We start from the raw sequence: 24477 nt of genomic DNA, 5'->3' as shown, positions 1-24477 counted from the left end.
AAATTAATTCACTTTAAGTTAATTATATAAATTAGAAAGATTAGATCAACTTTCGATGTGCTCTATTCGTCTCATGTTATGTATCAAAAAAAGCCGGCTTCCCTTCAACAAATGTAAGAAAGCCGACCCTTTATTACGCTTCTATATCAATTCGATACGTTTCAAACCAATGATGAATTTGCGCCAGATGAGCGATTAATTGCGGGCCCTTCATGAGCTGGCCATACCAAGGCACTTGAAAGGAAGCTCCTTCCGTTTCAATCAGCTGCTTTAATTGATGTGGATCTAGAAATTCGTGAAGGACAGAATCTTTTTGCGCAAGGCAGTCTGTTAACATCTCTTTCACAGCCTGGGTATAGGCTGGATGATGTGTTTTCGGGTAAGGACTCTTCTTGCGATAAAGCACTTCATTCGGTAAAATTCCCTCTAATGCTTTCCGTAAAACCCCTTTTTCACGATTTCCATGCATTTTCATTTCCCAAGGAATATTCCATACATATTCGACAAGACGATGGTCCGCAAATGGTACACGTACCTCAAGACTCGCCCCCATACTCATTCGGTCTTTTCGATCTAGCAGCGTTGTCATAAACCAGACCATATTTAAGTAAAAAAGTTCTCTCCGGGCTTTATCTACTCCAGTTTCTCCATCTAAAAGAGGCGTTTCAGCCACGGTTTCTTCATATTTGCTTTGTGCATATTCTTTTAGTGACAGCTTCTTTTGCCACGAGTCTTGTAAGAGCTGCGTTCTAGCTTCCGTCGATCTCATCCAAGGAAAACCATTCGTTTCATTTGCCGAATGGAACCAAGGATAACCTCCAAAAATTTCATCCGCACATTCACCTGACAAACCGACAACAAAGTCCTTTTTAATTTCTCGACAGAACCAAAGCAAAGAAGAATCAATATCTGCCATACCCGGTAAGTCTCGGACCTCAACCGCTTCCTTTAAATAAGCAGCCAGCTCCTTTTGTCCAATGATGCAGCTGTGATGATTCGTTTGAAACGCCTTGGTCATGTGGTCAATCCATGGACCGTCCGCATTTGGCTGGAATTGACTTGCTTCAAAGAATTGATCATTCCCTTCGTAGTCAACGGAATACGTATGAAGCGGTGCTTTCCCTATTTTCTCAAAGTGCTTAGCGGCAATGGCGGTAATGGCACTCGAATCGACGCCACCCGATAAAAATGTACAAACAGGCACATCAGAGACGAGCTGCCTTGTGACGGCATCTGTAAAGAGATCCTTGACGTGCTGTGCGGTGTCATCAAGTGAGTCCGTATGCACCTTGCTTTTGACATTCCAGTATCTCCACACACGCAATCCGTCTTTTGAAAAGGTCAAGGCATGAGCAGGTCTCAGCTCTTTTACCCCTTTAAACACTCCTTGCCCTGGTGTTCTAGACGGTCCTAAACCAAAAATCTCCGATAATCCCTCATGATCGACTTTTGCTTTCATATCAGGGTGAGCAAGAAGCGCCTTGATTTCTGAACCAAATAAAAAGGAATGATGACGTTCTGTATAGAAAAATGGCTTGACGCCGAGCCGGTCTCTCCCTGCAAATAATAATTCACGCTCACTATCCCAAATCACAAATGCAAAAATACCATTAAAATGGGTCACACACTCTTCCTTCCATTCTGTGTAGGCGTGAAGAAGTACCTCTGTATCAGAATGCCCTAGAAAACGGTGGCCTCTTTTTAACAATTCTTTTCTTATATCCTCTGTGTTATAAAGCTCTCCATTGTATACAACGGTATAAGCATGGTTTTGATGTGTATATGTCATCGGCTGTTTTCCGCCTTCTACATCTACAACCGCTAACCTTTTATGCCCAAATAGAACGTGCTCACTTTTCCACGTATTTGTATCGTCTGGCCCTCTTTTAGATAATGTATCTGTCATTTGATTGATTACATGGTCCTGTTGGATGAGCTGCTTTTTAAAGTCTGCCCAGCCTGTTATTCCACACATCATCATCAGCTCCCATCCGTTTTTCCTCAAGTGTTCTCATTCAGCCTTTCTTAGTTTATGCATCGTCTCCTTGATAGTTGATTTGTCCTTTTTTCTCGGGCGTATAGGACAAGCATGATTTGGTAAGAAAAGAAAGAGGAAAGGAGTGTCTGCAAATGGAAAAACGAATGAAGCAGCTTGAACGCTGCAGCCGAAGATGGCGCAGCGGGTATTTAATCATTGAAAACGGGCATTGTCTGATTGAAGATGAAGAAGGAGAAATCATGCTACCAGAAAGTCTTCAAAGCACGATGATCTGTTTGAAGGAAAATGACACGTGGACAAAAGGGGAACTGCTCGGGTCCATGATCCTTCATGAAAGTGGACAGCTTGTAGAAGTACAAGGCGGTGAAGTGATTCAATATACGGCATCACTTGCCAAAGGATGGCTTGACCTACTGATGTTCGTACCTGAAAACGTCTTTTATGAAATCATTGCACAGGTAGAGCAGCTTGGTTTTTCCGTCTACGATTGTGTTTTCTCCTCCTTTTATTCTTTTCAACGAGTTTCTTTCTTTCAGTTTTCGACAGATACACAATCACTTGCTCTTCAATGTCACCACGACTCTGCCGCAGGTCAAATTCGTTTTGAATGGACCTCTTCTGACGGTCACCGGTCGGTTTCGCAATTTGAAGGCATATAAAAAGGACACTGCTTCGTATAAGCAATGTCCTTTTTATGTTAAAAGATATGGAAGCCGATCGGCAGACGTAAACCGAGAAGAATGGTCACAATCGCGAGTACGATAAAACCAATCAATACACCAGTCACCGATTTTCCTTTTTTCTTGCGTACAAGAACCATTTCCATGAAGCCGATCACAAGGATACCGAAAATCATTTTACCGATATACTCGCCACCGAAACCTGGAATCTTCATTCCTGTGCGAACATACAGCTCTACGCCTGTTGCAATAATGATCAAGTACAATAGTCTGACAATCATGTGCACAATTTTAGCACCTTTGTCGTTTTTACCTGCTAGAGCAAAGGCCACGAAGAATAAAATAATTCCTAGCACCCATGCTGTAATATGTAAATGCGTTCCCATCTGTTATTTCCCCCTTTATCAGAACAATTACCTTCTCATCGTACCACGAAATAAGTCGAACACAAAGCGACAATCCTGTGTCACCTCACTCTTTATTTGACGCGATTTGATAGCGTCCCAATCGGTTCAATCGTGATGTCGATTCGATCCCCTGAAGCTAAGAATTTAGGCGGTTCAAAGCCTTTGCCAACCCCAGAAGGTGTTCCCGTTGCAATGATGTCACCAGCTTCTAGTGTCATCCCTTTTGAAAGAGTAGACACAATGTTCTCGATGGAGAAAATCATTAATTCTGTACTTGCAGACTGGCGAACCTCTCCGTTAACCTTTGTTTCCACATGGAGCGCGCCGTGATCCTCGATCACAGACTTATGCACAATATAAGGTCCTATCGGGCAGGTTGTATCTAAGCTTTTACCTACAAAAAATTGTTTGTGTTTTTTCTGTAAATCTCTTGCCGTTACGTCATTTAAAATAGTGTAACCAAATAGATAATCATGGACTTCTTCAGGTGCAATATTCTTCCCTGATTTGCCCATCACGATCGCAAGCTCTCCTTCATAATCCAGTTCACTCGTCACATCTTCATGAAGGAGGATATCCGCTTCATGTCCAACGACTGAAGTAGGTGCCTTTGTAAAGATCATCACATCTTTAGGGATATCCGCTGCACTTCCCATCTCCATGACATGATCTTGATAATTCTTTCCAACACACATAATGTTTTTAACTGGCTTTGGAATCGGCGCATGGAGTTTCACGTCTGACAGCGGATATACATAAGAACCCCGATCCTCTTCTTTTTTCTCAGCCCAGTCAAGGAGCTGTTTGACATGCTCAACAAACTTGTCCCCCATATGAATACATTCAGCTAAAGAGTTTGGCAGTGTCTCAAGCTCGAATAATTTGGCTTCTGCCTTTTTAACGTCCATGACCCATTCATCATCAATGACTACCCCGATAAACATCCTGCTATGTATCTCACCTGTAAAAAACTTCATGTCTTCCCCTCACAATCTTCTTTTCGCTAAGTGATGATGTCTCATTTTATTTCTCTATGAAATAAAAAAAACCCTTTTTTATCATACTCTCTTTTAAAAAGGGTTTCAAAAAAGATGATCTGATGTTTAGCGGTAGCGGCGATACTCCCACATGTTCCCTTGATCCCATTTGCGATCAACATTTCCTCTGCTGCGGGAATGATGCTTTTTCTTCCCACATCTTTTGCAAGAGCGGCTACGTCTATGGTGATGAGATTTTTTAGAACGGTGGCTGCGATGAGACTTGCGGCAACTTTTCTTATGATGGGATCTGTGTTTGCTGCGGCATGATTTTTTCGGTTCACTCTTTTTGCTTCTGCAAGATTTCTTGCTTTTGCACGACTTTTTACTTTTGCATGGTTTCTCACTTTTCACGCTTTTCTTTGAACAGCGGCTCTTTTTCGAACGATAGCTCTTACAGCTTTTTTTACTACGATGTGATTTACGGCATCCGCCTCCACCAAAGAACCAATGACGGCGATTTGAATGGCGAGAACGTGCTGGCTTGTGCGATCGTCTCGATTCTGGTTCACGATCTAAGTGATGATCACGTCCTTCACTTCGAAGTGAATCCACTGCATGTTCAATATGTGAATGATCAAATGTGCTCACGAACGATTCCCCTCCCAGTCTATACTTTGACAAAACAAACAGATCAAACTGTTTATCTTCTCTGCTTTATGTTACGAGACTTGGTAGACAAGTGTTCTTGGCGGATGCCCCTTTCTTTTAAAACTCCATGAATACCTAACAAACGGGTACAGGACATTCCTTCATTTTCATATCGTAAAGAAGAGCATAGGAGGAGGATGAACGCATGACCACAGAACCTTTAAAGCAAATGGATATTTGGATTCACCCAAAGGACCTGATTGAATTACGAAAAGACATATGGAACGACGAACCAGTTGAAGGTATTTTGAAAACTGGTCAGATCAAATCGCACATTTATGCTTCATACCGGGGGTCTCACATCAGAAAGCTGAAAAAAAAGTCCTATCAAATTGAATATCGAAAGCCAAAACAAAGACAAGGCGAATCTATCTTTCATTTAAATGCAGAATACAATGACCCTTCGTTTATCCGAAACAGACTGTCCTTTTATTTCTTTGAGCAGATAGGGGTGCTAAGCCCTGCTGCGTCTCATGTGTTTCTCACTATAAACGGAAGAAAAGAAGGCATTTATTTAAAAATAGAATCCGTCGATGAGCACTTTTTTCAGAAAAGACAGCTTTCAGAAGGCGGCATTTATTATGCAGTCGATGACGACGCCAACTTTTCCCTTTTGAGTTCGTTTGATAAAAAGCCAAAAAAACACCTTCTCCTCGGGTACGAGAAAAAAACAGGGACTTCTCAACATGATCAGCAGCTAAGTAAATTTATTTACTTTCTCAACACAGCGAAAGATGACATATTTGCAGAAAAGATTGAGCATTACCTAGATGTGACCCAGTATTTCCGCTGGCTCATTGGTGTCGTGTGCACTCAAAACTTTGACGGCTTTGTCCATAACTACGCTCTTTATGTGAATGAACAAGGCAGATTCCAAGTTCTTCCTTGGGATTATGATGCGACATGGGGCCGTGACATTCATGGAGAAGAAATGGCGTTTGATTATATTCCAGTAAGCGGCTTTAATACGTTAACTGCTAGATTACTAGATATCCCTTCGTTTAAAAGAGCCTATTACACGCTTTTCCAGCACGTACTCGATACACAATTTTTAGAAGAACGTCTTTGTCCAATTATTGAGAAATGGCATGCTTCTATTGAGAACCGAATTGAAGATGATCCTTATACGAGAGATAGAAAAGACATCCTACAATCAGAACGAGAGGTCATCCGGCAGTATATCAACAAAAGACGACGTTATTTACAGGCTGAAATAAGAAAAGAGAGAGATCGCACGTAAGGACGCTTTCGAATTTTGTCACTTTATTACTCATATTGACGAAACAACTTTTTTTATAGAAAAATAGGGTATACTAACCATATCCTTCTATTTGATAAAAAATGTGAGAGTTGGCGTCCGTTATGATCAATTATGAAATTGAACAAAAAAGATTACATTTAATTGAGACCGCAAAAAAATTCGGGATGAATGCCGAAGAAACCATCAGGTGCAGTCAAGAACTTGACACACTCTTAAATAAAGGCATCAAATACACCTCGAATGAATGCTCTAAAAAAGGGTAAACCATACACCTCAATCCTCTCATCAAAAGCTTTCAAAAAGACAATCACACATTAAAAGACCCATCATAAGCTATGGTGAAACGCCCAAAAACAAAGTGCCTTATTTTTATAAAGGATGTGCACCGCTATGCCGGCTATTGTTGGAGCCTTTAAAGTAAATGCCGTCGGAACGAGCGGAGTCGTTCATGTTGGAGACTGCATCACCATTTCTCCAAATAGTCAGGTTAAAACGTTTGCTGGCGCAGGCAGTTTTAACACTGGTGATCAATTGCGCATTAGCAACTATAAAAGTGTGACAAATACGTACGACAGTGATGTCATTGATCAACCGCTTGTTGGTAACTTGTAAGGAGTGAGAATCCGTTGAACTTCTATATTAATCAAGCGATACAAATTAATTATTTACGCGTGGAGTCTGTCAGTAACTCATCTGTTCTGCAAATTGGGAGTGCTGGATCAATCAAGGCGCTTTCCAACCTGTATAACACAGGCAGCTACGTAGAATCAGCACCTGCCGCAGCAGGCTCACAAGGAATTGAAGAATCCCAAGGCGCAAGCACAGCACCTTTTGTACCGCTTCAGTCACCAACAACTTAAATTCATCTGCAATCCCCGGAGGTGTATGTAAATGTATGACTATCAAAGCAACGCTTCACAGGTGCATGGCATCATTCAAAAGCAAACACAACAAATCATGATGCTTGAAAAAAGGCTTAACGAGCTTCAGCAGGAAATGCAAATGATCAAAGATAAACCGACAACGAATATTGAACGGATTGATTATCAATTTGATCAACTGAAAATCGAGCGGCTAGAAGGTACATTGAATATCGGCCTCAATCCATCTGATCCAAACAGTGTTCAAAATTTTGAAGTGGGCCAAACAACAACCCCGGGCATTGGAATGATGCAGCAAGAAATGGCTGATCAATTTTTCAATCAAACACGCCAGCTTGTCGATGCATTCTTAAATGAAGAAGCACCAGAACTTCTTGAAGAACTAGAGCAGCGATATGAAGGCTCTCTTGATGAAAGCAATAAACACCATATCATTGAGGACATTCGCAAGCAAATTGACAGCAGAATCAAATACTATGCAGGACAGCTCCCGCACCGGGAAGATATGACCCCGCTGCAACGTTCAGAGCAAATTGCTGAATATGTGAAGCATGATGTCAAACGGGCAATTGAACACTTCTTAGCCCATATTCCAAATGAAACGAAAGGAGAGGAAAACGGATGAATTTCACAGTCGTCAACCGCAACATCGAGACCGCAAGCATTAAAGTAGTTGGGGTTTCGTCCTCTTCCCTATTTATCATCGGGGACACAGATCACGTACAATTATCCTCCATTTTTGATACACCGCCAGAATCTTTGATCATTGGCCCGTTTGTTCCTCTGGCTCCTCGATAATGATAAAGCGCACATCTCAAGTGAAGTTCACGAAGGTGAATTCTGTCGGGATCTCAAGTGTTGTTCAAATCGGTGATACGCAGGAGCTATGCCCGAAAGTGAAGGTGTTAGCTGTTCAGCGAACCATTAGTTTGTTTTATGGCAATGAAGCAGAAAACTTAGATGCGAAAGAATTTGAAGTGTATTATGAGCCGATTCCATTGATGCTGCCAGAACGATCAGTTAGAACGGCATTTTACCATGAAAAGCCTGTGATTAAAGTTTCTTCGATACATGTAGAAGGGGTATCATCGTCCTCTGTCTATCAAATCGGCTCTACTTGTAGAATGAATGCCGTTGCGCGAGTGAAGCATATTCGAGAGTTATTTAGCAACGACGAAAGTCCGCCAAACTCACAAATGGACCTACCTGCGCATATGATGGTGATATGACTTCGAATAAAGGATGTCGATTATGCCAGCAATTGTCGGACCCATTTACATTAACTCTATTTCTGGAGGCGTCGTAAACGTCGGTGACTCATTCTACTTGTCGCCTAAAAGTTCGTCAAAATCTGCTTTAGGCTCTGGAGCGGGAAATACCGGAGATTTCTTGATATTAAATAATGGCATTAGCGCCACCAACTATGTGGATCCTGACTTAAATGATCAGAATATGGTAGGCAATGCATAAAGCAGCTCCTCTACAGTCATTTCATGAGAGGAGCGCTTTTTATGCTTATTTTTTTCTGCGTTGTCTCGATTTTTTTGTTTTAACCAGCTTGCTTGCCGGCTGTTTTCGAATCCATTTGATGTACGAAGCAAGCTTTTCATCCTGCCTTAGTGCATCAAGTGTGTTCAAGCGCACGGCAAGCTCCTGGTTTGTAAAGAGGGCATGCACTTGTTTATGGCAAGGGATACACAGGAAGGCAGTCGGTAAAAAAGCCCCACCTTCTTCTCTTGGTGTTAAGTGGTGTTCTGTGAGCAGGACATGTTGTCTTCCGCACAGCTCACATAATCCAATGGTTTGCTTTGCCACCCTGTCATCACCTCAACATTTACATTAATTCCATTGAGACCGTTGTCCCTTTCCCGCTTGGATCTGCTGGATGGACAATCAGTTTCTTCGGTAGTCTCATTTTCAATTCTTCCACGTGGCTAATAACACCAACTGCTAAATTGTGAGACTGAAGCTTTTCTAATGCGGTAATGACCGTATCAAGCAAGTCTTGATCGAGCGTACCGAATCCTTCATCAAGGAAAAAGAATTGCAGCGGGAATTCACCTCTCAGCTGAATTTGTGCAGAAAGAGCAAGCGCAAGCGCCAATGATGTCAAGAAGGTTTCCCCGCCGGACAAGCTGGACACGGGACGCCTAACACCGCCATTTGCATCATCACGCATAACAAAGCCGCCTTCTGAGTCGACCTCAATCGCATATCTTTGTCTCGTCAACATACCTAAGCGGGCGGATGCATCACGACTGACACTTTCCAGCTGTTCTTCTGCTAAAAATTCAACAAACGTATTCCCTTTAAAAACAGTTTGCAGTTTATCAAGGCGATCAATTTCTTCCTGCAGTGCTTCCAATCGTTCGTGAATACTTGCAAAGCGCTTATGATTCTCTTCAATCACACGCAGGTGTTCATGTGCGGACCCACTCATTGCTGTCGCTTCTTCCAATGCTTTTTCAGCTGCAGCTTTTCTGTGCTGAATGTCCGTCCACTGCTTTTCATCCAGTGACTCTTCTTTCAGTAATTCAGAAATTCGCTTTAAGTTTGCGGCACATTCCTTTCTTTTATCCTCAAACTCCTCAATTTCCTGTTTGACCGATTGACGTACTGGCTGTTCCATTGAAACAGACTCAATTTCCTGCGGCATATGAAAAGGAGAAGATTCTGCTTCTTTTTCCCATGCTGCTTCTGCTTCTTGTTTTCGCCTGTTCGCCTCTTGAAGCTGACGCTCACTGCTTGAAAAATGACTTTGCGCCTCACTAAACAACTGCTGCGCGTGCTGCAATTGCTTGTACGATTGCTGCTCTTTTTCATTAAGAAGAGAAAGGGTGTGTTCAACCTCTATAAGTTCATCAGAAATAGAGGCAGCTTTTAATGGATATCGGCCTAAATCTATTTCATATTGTTGGATAAGCTGATGCTGACTTTCTAGCTGATGCGCTAGTTTATCAAGTTCTTTCTCGACATTGTATATCACTGTCTGCAGCTGCTCTTTTGCTAGCTGTTTTTCTTCCAAAAACGAAATGCTTTTCTCAATACGTTCTTTATAGCCTTCCGCTTGTTGGTCCTTTTCATCGATTTGCTTTTGCATTTCTTGTACTTGATTCAATATAAGATGCGGGAAGGTCTGTTCAAATTGAGTCGTTTGCTCTGAAAGCTCAGCATCAAACTCTTTGATCAGCACCTCTAATTCTGCGATGCGCTGCTGTTCAAAAGTCAATTGCTCTTTTATCTTGCTCATCTCTGCTGCTTGATCATGCGTTTCATCCATTAAACGAGCTCGTTTATGTTCAACTTCTTGAATATCTTGCTTTATGCCTTTCCATTCTTGCATTAGATCCTGCAAAGACTGCGAATTTTGTACTGTTTCTACTGCTGCAGCGACTTCCGCCCCAGGGGCTTTCTGAGATAAGAAAGCGAATTGCTTCACTAATTGATTGGCATGCGTTTCGAGAAGCTGCTTTGCGGCATACATGTCTCTCCCATAATCCTCTGCCTGCTTGAGCTCTTTGTCCATCCGTTGAATGACTTCATCAACTTGTGCCACGGTTTCTTCATGGTCATTGGATTTCAAAGCCTTTGGATCATGATGAATCGACCCACAAACCGGACATGGCTCACCATCTACTAGCTCTGCCGCTAATTCTTTTCTTAATTCTGCCGCCCTTACCGCATCTCGCTGCTTTAATTTTTCGAGTTTTTGTTGTTGTTCTTTTTGACTCCATTCTGTCAGAGCTCGTTCGAGTTCACATACATAAAAATAGAGGTGTTCAATTGCTTGAAACGATTGGTCTATTTTTTCATGATGGTCGCTTTGCTGCTTTTGAAGCTTTTCATATGCTTCTGAAGTCTGTGAGGCTCGCTTGTTGAGCTCCTCCAGCTTTTGCTTTTCCTTTTGAATACTAAGGTTTATTCTTTTAACATTTTCACTTAAACGTAAAGCATCCTGTACACTTTTGCGTTCTTTCACTGAAACTTGTAACTGCTCCAGCTCCTTCTTCAGCTGTGTTTGTTTCGTTAGTGCACGCTCTAATAGAGATTGGAGATTCTCCGCTTCTTTCTTCTTTTGAAGGAGTTGCTGCGCTTTTTCATTTTTTTGGCGCTCTATGCTCGTCTTTTCCTGAAGAGCTGCCTCTTTTTTACGTTCAATTTCTTTTAGCTGAATCAGCTGTTCTTTCTTTTGGAGAAGGTCTGGCTCTGTCTCTATTTTCTTTTGCCGGGCTTGCTCATACTCCCGCGCCATTTGATCATAGATCGTTCGTTGATGCTGCAGCTGCTTTTCTGCTTCCTGTTTCTCTTTCGATGCTTGAGAAAGCTGTTTTTCAGCCTTTGTCAATGCATCCGCATAAGGCTTTAGCGTCTCTGCCTGCTCTGCGATATGGAGCTTCGTCTTTTTCTCTTCTATTGATGGTGCCAGTAAATTCAGCTTGTTTTGTTCAGTCTCGTAAGCTTCTTGTTCCTTTTGATACTGCCAGATCGCTTGCGCCTTTGTAAAAGCAGTGAACGCTTCGTCCCGCGCTTGTTTTTTCTCATGAAAAATAGCCTTTGTCTGCTCAGCTGCTTCCTTTGCTTTTGCCAGCGCCTCTGGACCAGCTTCTCCTAAACCATTCAGTTCAGCCAGCAGTTCATTTTTTTGCCCATAATGTTTTTGAGCCTTTGCACGCAATCGCTTGACGAGTTGATCCCCATATTTCTCCAAGTTAAACAACCGCTGAAGCATTTGACGTCTGTCTGCCCCTTTGAGTGAGAGAAATTCTGCAAACTTCCCTTGAGGTAAGACAACCGCACGGGTAAAGTCATCAATGGTTAACCCAAGTAGTTCTTCTACTTTACGATTCACCTCACTCGCTTTATCTGCGAGAACTGTCTGCGTATCACCGATTTCAATTAGGCGGCATAATGTCGTTCTGACTTTCATTTCATCCGCTCGTTTGAAAGCACGTTCAACTTTATAAGAAATGTGGTGTTCCTTTTGCAAAGCAAATGTAAAGGAAACCGACAGCTTTTCTTCCGCTTGGTTCAAAATACCATGTGTATTATTTAACGCACGCTCCACTTTGCCATAGAGTGCCAGTGTCATGGCGTCTAATATGGACGACTTTCCACTTCCTGTCGGTCCAAATATGCCAAACACACCCGCATCACATAATGAGCTAAAGTCAATTATTTGTTCTTCTCTGAAGCTATGAAGTCCTTTAATGGTCAGCGTAATCGGCTTCAAGTCGCTTCCTCCTCTTGCATATCATTGGCTAGCTCTAAAAACAGTTTGACTGTTTTTTCATCAGGCAGACCGCCACCTGTCTGGCGCTCATAAAACTTCACGAACCTCTCTTCGATCGAGAGTTTTTCCACTTGCTTTTGCTCTTCTATTTGCTGTAGTTCTTTGAATTTTGGACGAATGTGAACAAATCCACTATGCTGCTTTCGGAGCTGATGAATCTCTTCAATAGAGAGCTGATCTGTTAAATGAATCTCTAGATCAATCCATGCCTGAAGATCCCGTTTTTCATCCAGCCACTCGTACACTTGACTCAGTCCCTCAGTCGCCTTCCATTTCATAAGTGGTTTTCCGCTTGATAAAAACACTTCTTTCCAGCTCGCTTTTTCATTCGGTTTTGCCTCTACAATTGTGACTGATTTGGCATAGCCTGATTCAGAAAAGCTATAAGCAAGAGGTGATCCAGAATACCGGGCAATCGTTTTGGCACGTTTGATCGTTTGCGGGCGGTGCAAATGACCGAGGGCAACATAACAAGCGGCTTCTGGCAGACTTTCAGCCGCAACAGTATATGCGCCGCCTACTTCAATCGGTCTTTCTGAATCTGTTTGACTTCCCCCTGCCACATAAATGTGGCTTGTTGCCATATTGACCGTATCCGGTTGAAATTGATTACTTAAATGTTGAAACGCTTGTTGAATCTTTAAATTGTAATGATCACGAAGCAATTTCTCTTCAAATGTTTCAGCTAGCACCTCATTTAGTCTCGCCTCAGACGGATAAGCGAGTGCTGCAATGGATAAACGTTCATCCGCAGAAGGAACATCGACACGGATGATGTCATTTGTCGGATATCCAATTAAATGAATCCCTTGATCATTTGTTAAAGGTGATGCGGCTGATAAGCGATCCGGATTATCGTGGTTGCCTGAAATGACCACTACCTGGCGTTTTCCTTTATCAGATAAAGCAGATAGACTTTCATAAAAAAGCTGCTCTGCTCTAGCAGGTGGATTCACTGTATCAAAGGCATCACCGGCCATCACAATGACATCAATGTGTTCGTCTTTCACGATTTGATATAGTTCATCTAAAAACTGTGCTTGCTCATCAAGCCGGCTTCGACCTTCAAGGGTTTTCCCTAAATGCCAATCCGCTGTATGCAGAATCCTCATGTGATTCACCTCTCATTCCGATACATTTATAAAGAAATTTCTAAATTCCCATCGAAGAAATAGAGAATTTTCTCCTCTAATGTTCTGTTTGTCAAACGTTCTACAGCTTTTGCATATAACGCTATTTGGGTTTCATAACGCTTTTTCAAGATCGGTTCAGCAGCGTCAACTGTATATCTGCCTTGTACTCTATCAGTTTTATAATCTAGTAAATATAGCTTTCCATCTGTTTCAAATAAACAGTCAATCATCCCTTGAATCAGAACAGGCTCTCCCTCAGTATCAATATGACTGTATACCTCTTTAACAGGTAACACCATACTAAATGACACCTCTCGTTTCACCCAGTCCGCTTTTAGCAGTTTTTGACCAATTGAAGTAGAGAAGAAAGCAGCAATTCCCTCTTGATTTATTGACTGGATCTGCTCATCTGTTAGCAAGTCTCGCTGCTGTAAGGATTCGAGCAAGTGTCCTATACGTGATTCATCATAGGGCTCCTCAGAAGGAAGCGGGATATGCTGCATCACTGTATGCATTGCGGTGCCTTGTTCTGCGGCAGTGAGTGTTTTTTTCTTCATGAAAGCCGGCCGGTCATACAATGTTGCACGAGCTTTTCGAATAGAAGAAGGAACACTGTACTCATCCTGTATTTCTTTCATTCTTTTTATCTCGGAAACAGACTGCTTTGTGCCGACTTGCGAGGCCGCTAGATACGGATATTTCCATGAGAGCCTCTCTGCCACCTGCTCATCAGCATCACCATATCCTTCAACAGGCAGCCCATTGATCAATGCTTGTACAATCTCGTCTTGCTCCTTCTTTTCAAGTGACATATCTTCCTTTAAAAGATCAGAAGCTTGCGTAAATGAGATAGTGAATGTAGACGGATGCGAAAGAACAACATCTCCTGTTTCTTCTAAAACAGATGACATCGCTTGATGACGGATGAGGGCAGGACCAATGAAATCTAAGTATGTTTTCGATTGATACCGTTCAAAATCAGGGAGCAGCCACTCTTCTCCGGTTGCGGCATTTTGCCATTTGCTTAATGCTCTCACCTGATTTTTGACAGAGCCGACCAGAAATAATTTTTCTTTAGCCCTTGTGAGCGCTACATATAGGACCCTTAATTCTTCAGATAATAACTCTTTTCTCATCTTTTTTTTCATCGCCACAAGCGGTAATGTCGCATAACTAATTCTCAGCTCAGGATGGATATACTTGCTTCCAAAGCCCAGTTCTTTATCAAGTAAATAGGACTGGTTTAAGTCCATCATATTAAAGTTCCTGCCGAGCCCTGCGGTAAAGACGACTGGAAATTCTAATCCTTTACTGCTATGGATCGTCATCATGCGCACAACGTCCTCTGTTTCACTGAACGTTTTTGCCGCACCAAGATCATCCCCACGCTCCTGCATTCTTTCAATAAAACGAAGGAATCGAAATAGCCCTCTAAAGGCAGCTTTTTCATATTGCTTGGCCCGGTCATAAAGGGCACGAAGATTCGCCTTCCGCTGCTTACCTCCAGGCATCCCGCCAACATAATCAAGATACTGCGTGTCACGGTAGACTTCCCAAATTAATTCTGCCACCGAATGATTGATAGAAAAATCACGCCACTTGCGCAGTAATTGGAAAAATCGCTCTAGTTTTTTGCATGTAGGGTGATCAGAATGCGTCACACTCATAAATGCCTTTACAGCATCATAATACGTGCCTTTTTTATCACTTGTTCGAATCAGTGCCAATTCATTTTCGTCTAAATAAACAATAGGTGATCTTAAAACAGCAGCAAGCGGGATATCCTGATATGGATTATCGATGACTTTTAACAAAGAAAGAATGACAGACACCTCTGTTGCTTCAAAATAACCAGAGGAAAGATTCGCATATACAGGGATTCCCTGCTTCTTTAATTCCTCCATCATTTGCGGAGCCCAAGGCATAGATCGAAGCAAAATGACAATGTCACGATACTGTAAGTTACGGGTCATTTGCTGCTTTGCATCGTACACTTGAAATGGCTGCTCCACTAATTCTTTTATTTTTTTAGCAATGATTCTCGCTTCAAATTGGACGGTCTCGAGCTCTTCTCGCTCTTCGCCGGGTTCTGTTTCCTGCTGATCTAAGTGGACAAGAAGCATTTCTGTCGTTGTATCTTTGCTTTCTGGATAACTCGCTCCAAGCTTTAATTCAGCTTGTTCATCATATTCAATTTCTCCAACTGTTTCCCCCATCAGCTGCTTGAACAAAAAGTTCGTACTATCTAAAACATCTGAACGGCTGCGGAAGTTTTTATTTAAATCGATCCTCTTCCCTGTTTCTTTGCCGTCTGGTTGAAAGTGTTTATATTTGTTTAAAAAAAGCATGGGCTCAGCCAGTCTAAAACGATAAATAGACTGCTTTACATCACCAACCATAAACAGATTGCCCTCTGCAGAATGTTTCCCCTTAGATACAAGCTTTAAAATCGTTTCTTGTACAAGGTTTGTATCCTGGTATTCATCAACGAGTACTTCTTCAAACTGCTGTTGATAGTACTTGGCAGCTTCTGTTTCGATCAAATGTCCTTCTGCATCCTGCTCCGCTAAAATGCGTAAGCAATAGTGCTCTAAATCCGAAAAGTCGACAATTGACTTTTCCTGCTTCGCTCTTTCGAAACGCTCACCAAATTGGATCACAAGCTCTACAAGTGTCTCCACAACTTGCTTCATTTCAGCTAAGCTTTTTAAATGCTGGGCAGGACTGCGCATGAAATATTCATCTTTTAGTTTTTCTAATTGTTTTTTTGCTTGATTACGTGCATCTGTGGCTTTTTCTATTAAAGCAGGGTCATATTCGTCCCCTTTGCACGTTTTGAGCCTTTTAAAATTGACGTTCGGCAAAAGCTCATAAAGCTTCTCAAAATCATCTTGATGACGGATTAATTCATTAACTTGCTCTAAATCATCTATAAAATTCTCTGCTCTCGGTGCTGGGCCGCTCGGTTCTTTTGATAGCGAAAGAGCTCGTTCAAGCAGCTCCTGGCAGCTCCGGAGAACGAGAGAAAGATCTTCTTTGATATATGGATAAAACGGTAATTCTTCTACTTTTGTTTGAGCATCTACATCATAAAGTGAAAGAAATGCCCGCATCCATTGCTCCGGAGAAGGATGTGATCTCGAAAACTCATAAATTCTCTTCACGAGCCATTGCAAATCTAAGTCGTGACGGTCAGACGTGTAACGATCAACCAATTCAAAGAATGATGGCTTTCCAGCCTTATATTCATCCTCAAACAGTTCGTCTAACACTTCATCTCCTAATAGTTCTCCTTCTGTTTGGTCAGCCAAACGAAAGCCTGGATCAAGATCAATTTCATAGTAAAAGGTGCGCAAAACCTGCAAGCAAAAGGAGTGCAAGGTTGAAATATTGGCTCGATTCATGAGGGACAGCTGCCTTCTCATATGAAGAGACCCAGGGTTTTTGGCTAATTCTTTTTCAAGTGCTTCTGTGATCCGATGCTTCATCTCTGCCGCAGAAGCATTTGTAAAAGTCACAACGAGCAGACGGTCCACATCAACTGGATGTTCAGGCCGGGTCATTTTTCGAATCAGGCGTTCAACCAAAACAGCTGTTTTACCTGACCCAGCCGCCGCCGCAACCAAGATATCTTGTCCTTCTGAAACGATGGCTTCCCACTGGTCATCCGTCCACGTACTGTTATTCGGTTTTGGTATTTGCATACTGATCCCCTTCTTTTTTGATCCGTTCTATCACAACATCATCCTTTTCAGAGGTGAGCACCCTAAAATCATTATCTTCTATTGATTCATCGAATTGGCAAATAGACTTGAATGAACAAAAGCGGCAAGGTGTTTGATCCTTTAATTTATATGGATTAATTGCGACCTCTCCATTTGTAATTCTTTCGCCTGCTTCTTCAAATGTGCGCCGAACGTGTTGTGTGAGTATATGGAAATGATCTTCACTTAAAACTGCCGAATCAGAACGGAAAGACCCATCCTTTTTCAAACCGGCTTGAATGACTTGCGATCTACCTGAATCAAGCGTTTGATCCATTAGCTTTACTGCTTCCACATCTTCAAGCAATAAACCCTTCATTTTAAATTTCTTGAATATTTCCTGCTCAATTTCATCCTCTGCAAGTGGAATCGGTGCTTGAATGAGCGGATCATGAATATGGAAATATAAAATGCCAGCAGGCGTTGCTTCTACGCCGAGCCACTCTTTCGAATACGTAATGGTTAGGTCTAAGTATGTGAGCATTTGCAAGGCAAGACCATAGTATACTTCTGCTAGGTCAAGACCTTTCTCACTGGATTTGTAATCGACGATTCTTAAAAGCAGCCCTTTTGAACCTTCTGCTTTATCTACCCTGTCAATTCTTCCGACAAGCTCCATCGTGCAGCCATTCTTTAATTGAAAAGTAAACGGCGGCAAAGGCCCTTGGCCCCCAAAACCTAACTCAAGCCCTACTGGAGAAAATCCACTCAATTTGGCATGTTCACTTAATATAGAAGAGACTCGAATTAAGATTTTCTGAAGCTTTTCTTTAATATAAGCATGCCGATTAGAGCTTAATAGAATCTCCTTTTGAAGACGCGGAGCAAGCTGTTCGATTGCATATCTTGAGTAGTTTACACAATCTTCCTTCGTTAGGTTTTTCCAATCCTTTTTTTGTTCAACTAGCGTATCTGAAATATGCTTCAAAGCCGAGTGAAACAACTGGCCAATATCGGGTGCTTCCAATTTGTAAAATTGTCGATCCTTTAGTTTTAAACCGTGGGAAGCAAAGTGAGAAAATGCACACGCATTGAATTTCTCCATTCTTGAAACACTGCCCTGAATATGGTCACCGTAAAGTTCTTTTGTGACATTAGGTTTTAATGGCTGCGCTCGATTTGTAAAAAACAAACTTGACATGATGTTTTTTGATACATCCCGATGAGGAGATGTCATTAAGTAGTTATAGACACTCCACCATACACCGCTAATGGGATATTGATTGAGCCATTGCTGCAGCTGTGAGACGGTATACGACAACGAAACATGCTCATTCGCTACAAATTTTAATTGCTCCTCATCTTCTAGCTGTTCTGGATCTAACACATAAAGAGCCTGCTGATGATTTGGCATAAGCTCTTGGCAATACTTGATGAGTGTCGAAGGCAATAGAGAACGTCCTTCTGCATCAGAAGCCGCATAGGATAGATACAAATGTCGGGATGGACTTGATAACGCTTGGTAAATTAAAAATTGCTCATCTAGCAGCCGTTCCTTTCCTGTCTCTGCTAGCTCTGCTCCTGCTCGTTTTAACCATTCTCGGTCATCCTCAGACAATACACTCTCATCAGAGGGGCGTGCGGGAATAACGCCATCATTTACACCAATGATAAACGTACACTTCACTTGATACATTCTGGATAAATCCATACTTCCGATAAATACTTGGTCGAGTGAAGGCGGAATCAAAGCGAATTTTAGAGAAGCTAATCCTGTATCTATCATCTGTTGGAATAAAGGAAATGAGAGCTCTTCGTCACCTAGCATGTCAACAAATTCATCCATTAATTGAATCACCGCATCCCATACTTGCCCGTGCTGCATTGCTTCAGCTAATCGACCTGCTTCTTCAGCCTCAAGCCTCGCTTTTTCAAGCTTATCTGGTACTTGTATCTCTTCTAAAAAGACATAGACAGCCTCTACCATGTCCCTTACCTTTTGCGCTTTTTTGAGCCTTTTTTGCAACTGGTAAAGCGGGGGCGCGATCCATTCTTTGACGTCATTTAGCATTTGTTCCATTTCAATTTCTTGATCTGTTTGTCCGAAATCCTCATCTAATGATTGGAAACGCCTGTAATGAAACCGGGAACCGTTTGTCCAGCGCTCTCCTTTTACACCATAAGCAATACAATAGTTTTCAAGCTGATCTGCATGCTCTCTCGCTTTGTTCTTAGTGATTTCAGCCGGAAATAAGAACTCTGTTTTCACGCAGCGAAATACCGCTTCATACCGCCAATTTCCTTTTATGACATCCAAGCTCGAACGAATCAATTCGATGAGCGGATGATACTGCATCGATTCATTTCCATCAATAAAAAAAGGAATATCGTAATCTCTAAAAACCTCTTTTAACGTATCTTTATAGTCATCTACATGCCGCGCTACAATCGAGATATCTCGCAGTCTGAGTCCTTTTTCTCTCACTAAATCAAGAATATCTCTTGCTACTCCCTCAATTTCAGCTCGTTTATTTGCACTTTTAGACACTGTGAGATGAGGGGTGTTTTCCTGATATGGCTGCACGGGCCGCTGCTCATATTGGTGTTCTAAATAAGCAAGATCTGGTGTATAAAGGTGCCGATGATTTCTTTCAAAAATGTTTTCAGAAATGTCAGCTCCGCACTCTTTAGCAAGCTGATAGAGCTGGAAATACGTTTTACCTGTCATACGAAATAAATCAAGTTCATTTGGCTGCCTATCATGATAGGATCGATCTACTGTGAAAGCCGCAGTTATTTTTGCTGCATGCAGCAAGAGCTGTTCAATGACAAGAAGCTGCTGCGGTGTAAATTGATAAAAACCATCTATATAGATGTGTGCTCCTTTTATTTCTTCAGCTGAAGGAATTTGCTGGGCAAGAAGAGTCAAATAGTCTTCTGAGTGCACATATTCATCTTGTAAATGCTGCTCCATCTGCTGATAAAGAACATGGAGATCATGCAATTTTTCGGCTGCCCGTCTTTCTTCTGTATACTCTGAATGCATGCTAGACGCTGAAATTTTCTCAATATCCTCCGGCAGCATACAGTATCTTTTGAATTCAGCCATCGTTTTTTCGATTTGCTCCACAAACCCCGGCTTATCACTCGCTTTTTTGAATACTTTAAACTTGTCTTTCTGCTCTTCAATCACTTTTCTTAAAAGCATTTGAATTCCTGTGCTTGTCACAAATTGCCGGTTCGCTCCACCAGTCTGCTGTAAAATAGACCAAGCAAGACGAGTGAAACTAAATACTTTAGCTCTGATCATTCCACCAGCTTCAGACGTTTTCGCAAGCTCATATTCCATTAAAAATGTCATTTGATCCGGGACTAAAAAAATGATTGGCGGACCCAACGGATCAAGCCGAAGCTGTTCTTTGATTTCCTCTAAGATTGCAGTCGTTTTTCCACTCCCCGATCTGCCTGCTAAAAACTGAATCTCCACGTTCCACAACACCTTTCTTATGTACTCATATTCTAGCGAAAATAAAGGTAAATAGCTATTTTCCTATCACGTTCCCATTCTCCTTTCTGAAAAAAACATAGGCACCTTTCCTCACTCTTTTCATATCATAAACCATCATGAACTAAAAGGAGGCTGGCAATATCATGTATTACGGTTACTATGACTACTCGCCTTATGACATGCGCCAAAACACAAGAATCATTTCAGACCTTGAGAAAGCGATCAATGGTGAGTATTCTGCGATCCAATGCTACGAAAAACTTGCCCAAAAGGCAAAAAATCCTGAAGCAAAGAAGATCATTCAAGAAATACGCCAGGATGAAGTCAGACACTATCAACTATTTTCAAAGCTATATTATTCTTTAACAGGTAAAAACCACAAACCAAGCGTAACAGAACCTTGTCCAGACCAATTCAGAGAAGGACTTATGTTTGCCTTTAAAGATGAACAAAAAACGGTCGATTTTTACTTAAGCGTATCAGACTATGTCCGGGATCAAGGAACAAAAGAGCTAATGAAACGTATCGCTCAAGATGAGCAGCAGCACGCTGTATGGTTTTTATATCTTTTAACGCACCATGCATCATAGATAGTCCTATTTTAATAGGAGATCGTATGTTCCGTCAAAAAATGAAATCGATATTTCGTTCATTCAATCTGTCAAAGAAAGCGCTAAATATAGCAAAGCCTCACATCCCTTCCTTATTTTCAAACGAGAAAATGAGAATTCGACCATTAAAAAAACTCCTCTGCCACAAAGAGCAGAAGGAGTTTTTTATCATCTTTTAATGAAATTTTGCTTCATTGCTTTGCTGCTGATGCTTGAGAATCCCATCAATTGATAACAGCTTACTGCCACTAAGAGTTAAATAAAGCGCCATGACGAAAAGCGAAAGTTCAAATTCATAACCACCAACAAATCCTTTAGAAAAACCAACAGTGATAATCGCTACTGCCATAATTGGTACGAATAATGCTGCGAAAATACGTGTTCCTAGACCTAAAATCAAGGCGATACCACCGACTAGCTCAATTGTCTTGACAATGTAGGCCATGAATTCAGGTACACCGATTTGTCCGAAGAATGCTGCTGTGCCTCCCAGCCCTTCTTGATATGCCTGAAGCCCATGTAAAAAGAAAATAATACCTAAAATAACGCGTACAAAAAGTGTTCCTATTTCTTGATTTGTTTTCATATAGTGATTTCCTCCTGTTTTTACACTACATAATGTAATGTTAATAAGTAAAAAAATTAGTAATTAAGGTTGAGCATAATCATTAAGACCACCATCAGAATCGCTGAAGTGACGATTGGAATCATTGGTACATTAAAAGGAATATTGTAAGTTGGATTTAAAATTTTTTGTATTCTTAAATTCAATGCCCGATCCCCAAAGGACACCGCAAACTTTGTTTGTTTTTGAAACTGGGTTCTCTTTTTAATCAGCTTCAAAAGGGCCTGCCCTACTCCAAGCTCAGTACCTGTCTGCTGAATGGCATAGTCATCTGCAATCACTTCACGAAAAACAGAGTAGCTTTGTCTCATATGCTTTAACACTGGAATGTACCAAATGACTTTTGTGAGCATTGAGAACATGAAAGCCTTTAAAGGATCATAGCTGTATTTGTGATGCAATTCGTGATGAACAACAGCGTCAATCTCTTCTTCATCTAGCATGTCCATGAGAGCTGTTGATAAATAAACCTTTGGGTGAAGCATCCCCATTGCAAAAGCAAGCGGTTCATGCCAATGAAACACGATGATGTCATTGGCATATTTCTCAGATAAAGATTCGGTCGACTGGTGATCGACTGCAAGCATCAGATTTTGCTTGAATTGAATGTACTTTTTGATTTGTTTCGTCATATAAAAAATCGCAAAACCCAATGTGTAAAAGACTAAGGCATCCAGAAAGTATTTTAAAGGAGTGAATCCATAGAATTCGAGCACAGACTGGCATACATGGATCAGGTTATATGCTTGATTCCAGCCAAAAAAGCTTGAAAGCACGTAATACCCCATTTGATAAAAAATGGCTAAACCAATCAATATACCGCCTGAAAACAGCAGACTCGACTTCATTTTATTCATTTTGCTGCTCCTCTTTTTTAGACGCTAGCCGTGCTTCTAGTACTTTGAGTAATTCAGGATCAGCACTTTCAATCGCATCCACCATATGATTCACTGCCAGTGGACCGAAATCGTCCATCAATCCTTGTGTAATCCATTTTGTTTGCTCATTTAGAAATTCTTCTTTTGTTAAAATAGGATTATAAATAGATGAACGCCCTTTTGTTTTTTTCTCCACAATTCCTTTTTCGGTTAAGCGGTTCAGCACAGTCATCACGGTGTTGAAATTAATCGGCTTCTCATCTGACAGCTTTTGCTGCACCTCTTTAATCGGCATATCCTCACCTTCATAAAGGATCTCCATAATTCTTCCCTCTAAAGGACCAAAAAAACGATTCAATCCCTTTTCATTATATTTAAAAGAAGGAATTTTCATGTTATCACCTCACACTAAGCATTGTAGTGTAATTGAAAATGATAGTCAACTGATAACATAAATAGGGGAAAATCGTTGTATATTGACTTTGTTTTTGGTAAAAATTATATCTTTCTTTATAAAAATATACTAACCATTTAGCGATAAGATAATCTTATGAAAATAGTGAAAAAATTCGTATTTTATTTATAGAGACTTTTGTATTATAGTGAAGTTAACAACATTTCACTTACTGAACAAACATATAGGAAGAAGGTTTACATGTGATGAAACAAGGAAACAGCCTTCGAACCGATCTCATTCTCATTGCGATAAGCGGTTTAGGTGGATTTCTTTTGTCTTTAACAGGTATGTCTATTGGCTGGATGGTAGGTACATTAATTACAGCAGCTTTTATTGCTATGCGCCGCCCCACCCTGTTTCAGCGTAAAGGAACCAGCACCTTACGTATTCACAGCAGATGGCTGCTCCTTGGTCAATTCATTCTCGGAATCGAACTCGGACAGAAAATGAATATGAAGGTCCTTCACATTTTCGCTGAAAATTGGCTCCCTGTGAGTTTCATGCTCGTCTTTTCTATTCTACTGGCGATGCTCTCAGGCTTTGTCTTATGGAAGCTGAGCAAAACAGATATGCTGACAAGCTTTGTCGGAACTGCCCCCGGCGGTTTATCCGCTATGCCGGGGATTGCCCAAGAGGTGGGAGCCAATACAGCTGTTGTGAGTCTTGTGCAAACGATACGTGTATTAATGGTTGTACTCACTATCCCATTTACAGTGTTTTATTTAAATACAAAAAACCAAGCGGATGCGGCTGTAGTTACGCAAGGGAGCGCTTTTTCTTCGGGTGTTTTCACCCTTTCAAACATCTCTTGGACCGCTGCGCTTATTTTAGGTGCCTGGCTCATGTCACGCCTAGCAGTTCGTCTTCATTTCCCTGCTCCTTGGCTGATCGGCAGCATGCTAGGCGTCGCAGCTCTTCAAGTTGGTGCGGGCGCACTCATAGGTTATGATTTGATTCCTTATTGGCCGGCACAAGCGAACATTGCGTCTCAAGTATTTCTAGGTGCAACCATTGGTTCAAAAATGAATAAAGAGATGTTTGTCGGGCTAAAAAACACTCTCATTGTGGCTGTCGTCAGCTCAGCTGGGCTAATTGCTGCGACTGTCCTCAGCTCTATTGCCATTGCTGAAATCACAGGTATCTCTGTCATTACAGCCATTCTTGCTTTTTCGCCTGGCGGTATTGCAGAGATGGCAACAACTGCAGTCACACTGCACGAGGATTCTACCTTTGTTGTGGCTGTACAAGTCGTCAGAATTATTCTCGTTATTGCAATGCTGCCACCGTTTTTCCGGTTCTTACACCATGTATGGGCAAAAAGGCAGCCTGATTATAAAGCCGCAAAATAAAAAAAG

Annotated in this window: 24 protein-coding genes; 11 read left to right on the top strand and 13 right to left on the bottom strand. The window is 41.5% G+C overall.

The window, feature by feature from the left end:
* Nucleotides 1-133: 133 nt before the first annotated feature.
* Nucleotides 134-1975 (bottom strand): asparagine synthase (glutamine-hydrolyzing), encoded by a 1842-nt coding sequence (gene asnB / locus MKY18_RS05350; protein ID WP_106067184.1) that lies wholly within the window; start codon nucleotides 1973-1975, stop codon nucleotides 134-136.
* A gap of 155 nt (nucleotides 1976-2130) precedes the next feature.
* Between asnB and MKY18_RS05345 the strand changes: the two genes are divergently transcribed.
* Nucleotides 2131-2658 carry a DUF2777 family protein gene (locus MKY18_RS05345; RefSeq protein ID WP_342497766.1) on the top strand — a complete coding sequence of 176 codons (528 nt, stop codon included), beginning with the start codon at nucleotides 2131-2133 and terminating at the stop codon, nucleotides 2656-2658.
* A 38-nt stretch (nucleotides 2659-2696) separates the two neighbouring features.
* Here the strand turns inward: MKY18_RS05345 and MKY18_RS05340 are convergent, their stop codons facing one another.
* The 4 genes from MKY18_RS05340 to MKY18_RS05325 all read right to left on the bottom strand — a co-directional run bounded on the left by MKY18_RS05340 (nucleotide 2697) and on the right by MKY18_RS05325 (nucleotide 4635).
* Nucleotides 2697-3065: a YisL family protein gene (locus tag MKY18_RS05340; RefSeq protein WP_003212021.1), complete on the bottom strand. Its 369-nt coding sequence runs from the start codon at nucleotides 3063-3065 to the stop codon at nucleotides 2697-2699.
* A 92-nt stretch (nucleotides 3066-3157) separates the two neighbouring features.
* Nucleotides 3158-4063, bottom strand: coding sequence for a fumarylacetoacetate hydrolase family protein (locus tag MKY18_RS05335; RefSeq protein ID WP_065098892.1), 906 nt, complete (start codon nucleotides 4061-4063; stop codon nucleotides 3158-3160).
* A gap of 41 nt (nucleotides 4064-4104) precedes the next feature.
* Nucleotides 4105-4407, bottom strand: coding sequence for a hypothetical protein (locus MKY18_RS05330; protein ID WP_342497765.1), 303 nt, complete (start codon nucleotides 4405-4407; stop codon nucleotides 4105-4107).
* Nucleotides 4408-4473: 66 nt separating this feature from the next.
* Entirely contained in the window at nucleotides 4474-4635 is a 162-nt protein-coding gene (locus tag MKY18_RS05325) for a hypothetical protein (protein ID WP_189282563.1), read from the bottom strand.
* A 284-nt stretch (nucleotides 4636-4919) separates the two neighbouring features.
* Between MKY18_RS05325 and MKY18_RS05320 the strand changes: the two genes are divergently transcribed.
* The 8 genes from MKY18_RS05320 (at nucleotide 4920) to MKY18_RS05285 (ending at nucleotide 8386) form a co-directional block, all read left to right on the top strand.
* Entirely contained in the window at nucleotides 4920-6014 is a 1095-nt protein-coding gene (locus tag MKY18_RS05320; protein ID WP_342497764.1) for a CotH kinase family protein, read from the top strand.
* Nucleotides 6015-6136: 122 nt separating this feature from the next.
* The gene (locus MKY18_RS05315) at nucleotides 6137-6298 is read left to right on the top strand and encodes an aspartyl-phosphate phosphatase Spo0E family protein (protein ID WP_012009503.1); all 162 of its coding nucleotides are present in this window, start codon (nucleotides 6137-6139) and stop codon (nucleotides 6296-6298) included.
* Nucleotides 6299-6425: 127 nt separating this feature from the next.
* Nucleotides 6426-6647: a spore germination protein gene (locus MKY18_RS05310; protein ID WP_003211745.1), complete on the top strand. Its 222-nt coding sequence runs from the start codon at nucleotides 6426-6428 to the stop codon at nucleotides 6645-6647.
* 14 nt (nucleotides 6648-6661) lie between these two features.
* Complete coding sequence (locus MKY18_RS05305; protein WP_034323585.1) at nucleotides 6662-6895, top strand: spore germination protein GerPB; 234 nt, start codon at nucleotides 6662-6664, stop codon at nucleotides 6893-6895.
* A 31-nt stretch (nucleotides 6896-6926) separates the two neighbouring features.
* Nucleotides 6927-7541 (top strand): spore germination protein GerPC, encoded by a 615-nt coding sequence (locus MKY18_RS05300; protein ID WP_106064956.1) that lies wholly within the window; start codon nucleotides 6927-6929, stop codon nucleotides 7539-7541.
* Complete coding sequence (locus MKY18_RS05295) at nucleotides 7538-7714, top strand: spore gernimation protein GerPD (protein ID WP_342497763.1); 177 nt, start codon at nucleotides 7538-7540, stop codon at nucleotides 7712-7714. The genes MKY18_RS05300 and MKY18_RS05295 overlap by 4 nt, the downstream gene beginning before the upstream one ends.
* Nucleotides 7714-8145: a spore germination protein GerPE gene (locus MKY18_RS05290; protein WP_044139871.1), complete on the top strand. Its 432-nt coding sequence runs from the start codon at nucleotides 7714-7716 to the stop codon at nucleotides 8143-8145. The genes MKY18_RS05295 and MKY18_RS05290 overlap by 1 nt, the downstream gene beginning before the upstream one ends.
* A 22-nt stretch (nucleotides 8146-8167) precedes the next feature.
* Nucleotides 8168-8386: a spore germination protein gene (locus tag MKY18_RS05285; RefSeq protein WP_003211468.1), complete on the top strand. Its 219-nt coding sequence runs from the start codon at nucleotides 8168-8170 to the stop codon at nucleotides 8384-8386.
* Nucleotides 8387-8431: 45 nt separating this feature from the next.
* On the opposite strand, the gene MKY18_RS05280 is transcribed toward MKY18_RS05285, so the two are convergent.
* Genes MKY18_RS05280 through addB form a run of 5 tightly spaced genes read right to left on the bottom strand, consistent with a single transcriptional unit; the run spans nucleotide 8432 to nucleotide 20530 of the window.
* Nucleotides 8432-8731 carry a hypothetical protein gene (locus MKY18_RS05280; protein ID WP_106029934.1) on the bottom strand — a complete coding sequence of 100 codons (300 nt, stop codon included), beginning with the start codon at nucleotides 8729-8731 and terminating at the stop codon, nucleotides 8432-8434.
* A 19-nt stretch (nucleotides 8732-8750) separates the two neighbouring features.
* Complete coding sequence (locus tag MKY18_RS05275; RefSeq protein WP_342497762.1) at nucleotides 8751-12146, bottom strand: SMC family ATPase; 3396 nt, start codon at nucleotides 12144-12146, stop codon at nucleotides 8751-8753.
* A complete protein-coding gene (gene sbcD / locus MKY18_RS05270) occupies nucleotides 12143-13318 on the bottom strand; it encodes an exonuclease subunit SbcD (RefSeq protein WP_106064954.1) in 1176 nt (391 codons plus the stop codon). The genes MKY18_RS05275 and sbcD overlap by 4 nt, the downstream gene beginning before the upstream one ends.
* Before the next feature lie 26 nt (nucleotides 13319-13344).
* Nucleotides 13345-17043 (bottom strand): helicase-exonuclease AddAB subunit AddA, encoded by a 3699-nt coding sequence (gene addA / locus MKY18_RS05265; RefSeq protein ID WP_342497761.1) that lies wholly within the window; start codon nucleotides 17041-17043, stop codon nucleotides 13345-13347.
* Entirely contained in the window at nucleotides 17021-20530 is a 3510-nt protein-coding gene (gene addB / locus MKY18_RS05260) for a helicase-exonuclease AddAB subunit AddB (protein WP_113768390.1), read from the bottom strand. Before addB ends, addA begins: the two co-directional genes overlap by 23 nt.
* A gap of 164 nt (nucleotides 20531-20694) precedes the next feature.
* Here addB and MKY18_RS05255 point away from each other — a divergent pair, with 164 nt between their 5' ends.
* Nucleotides 20695-21141 (top strand): ferritin-like domain-containing protein, encoded by a 447-nt coding sequence (locus MKY18_RS05255; RefSeq protein ID WP_044139865.1) that lies wholly within the window; start codon nucleotides 20695-20697, stop codon nucleotides 21139-21141.
* A gap of 196 nt (nucleotides 21142-21337) precedes the next feature.
* Here MKY18_RS05255 and MKY18_RS05250 read toward each other — a convergent pair whose 3' ends face one another.
* The 3 genes from MKY18_RS05250 to MKY18_RS05240 are packed head-to-tail and all read right to left on the bottom strand — an operon-like array spanning nucleotide 21338 to nucleotide 23059.
* On the bottom strand, nucleotides 21338-21748 hold the full coding sequence (locus MKY18_RS05250) for a DoxX family protein (protein ID WP_065098902.1): 411 nt from the start codon (nucleotides 21746-21748) through the stop codon (nucleotides 21338-21340).
* A 56-nt stretch (nucleotides 21749-21804) separates the two neighbouring features.
* A complete protein-coding gene (locus MKY18_RS05245) occupies nucleotides 21805-22644 on the bottom strand; it encodes a M56 family metallopeptidase (RefSeq protein ID WP_185107590.1) in 840 nt (279 codons plus the stop codon).
* On the bottom strand, nucleotides 22637-23059 hold the full coding sequence (locus tag MKY18_RS05240) for a BlaI/MecI/CopY family transcriptional regulator (protein ID WP_003210872.1): 423 nt from the start codon (nucleotides 23057-23059) through the stop codon (nucleotides 22637-22639). Before MKY18_RS05240 ends, MKY18_RS05245 begins: the two co-directional genes overlap by 8 nt.
* Nucleotides 23060-23325: 266 nt before the next feature.
* On the opposite strand from MKY18_RS05240, the gene MKY18_RS05235 reads away from it, so the two are divergent.
* Nucleotides 23326-24471 carry an AbrB family transcriptional regulator gene (locus MKY18_RS05235; RefSeq protein WP_044140720.1) on the top strand — a complete coding sequence of 382 codons (1146 nt, stop codon included), beginning with the start codon at nucleotides 23326-23328 and terminating at the stop codon, nucleotides 24469-24471.
* Nucleotides 24472-24477: the final 6 nt, after the last annotated feature.

Source organism: Bacillus sp. FSL R7-0672, from assembly GCF_038601465.1.
Taxonomy (GTDB): Bacteria; Bacillota; Bacilli; order Bacillales; family Bacillaceae; genus Bacillus; species Bacillus pumilus.
The sequence above is the reverse complement of the archived record's forward strand: the minus strand, read 5'-3'. Positions and strand labels throughout refer to the sequence as shown.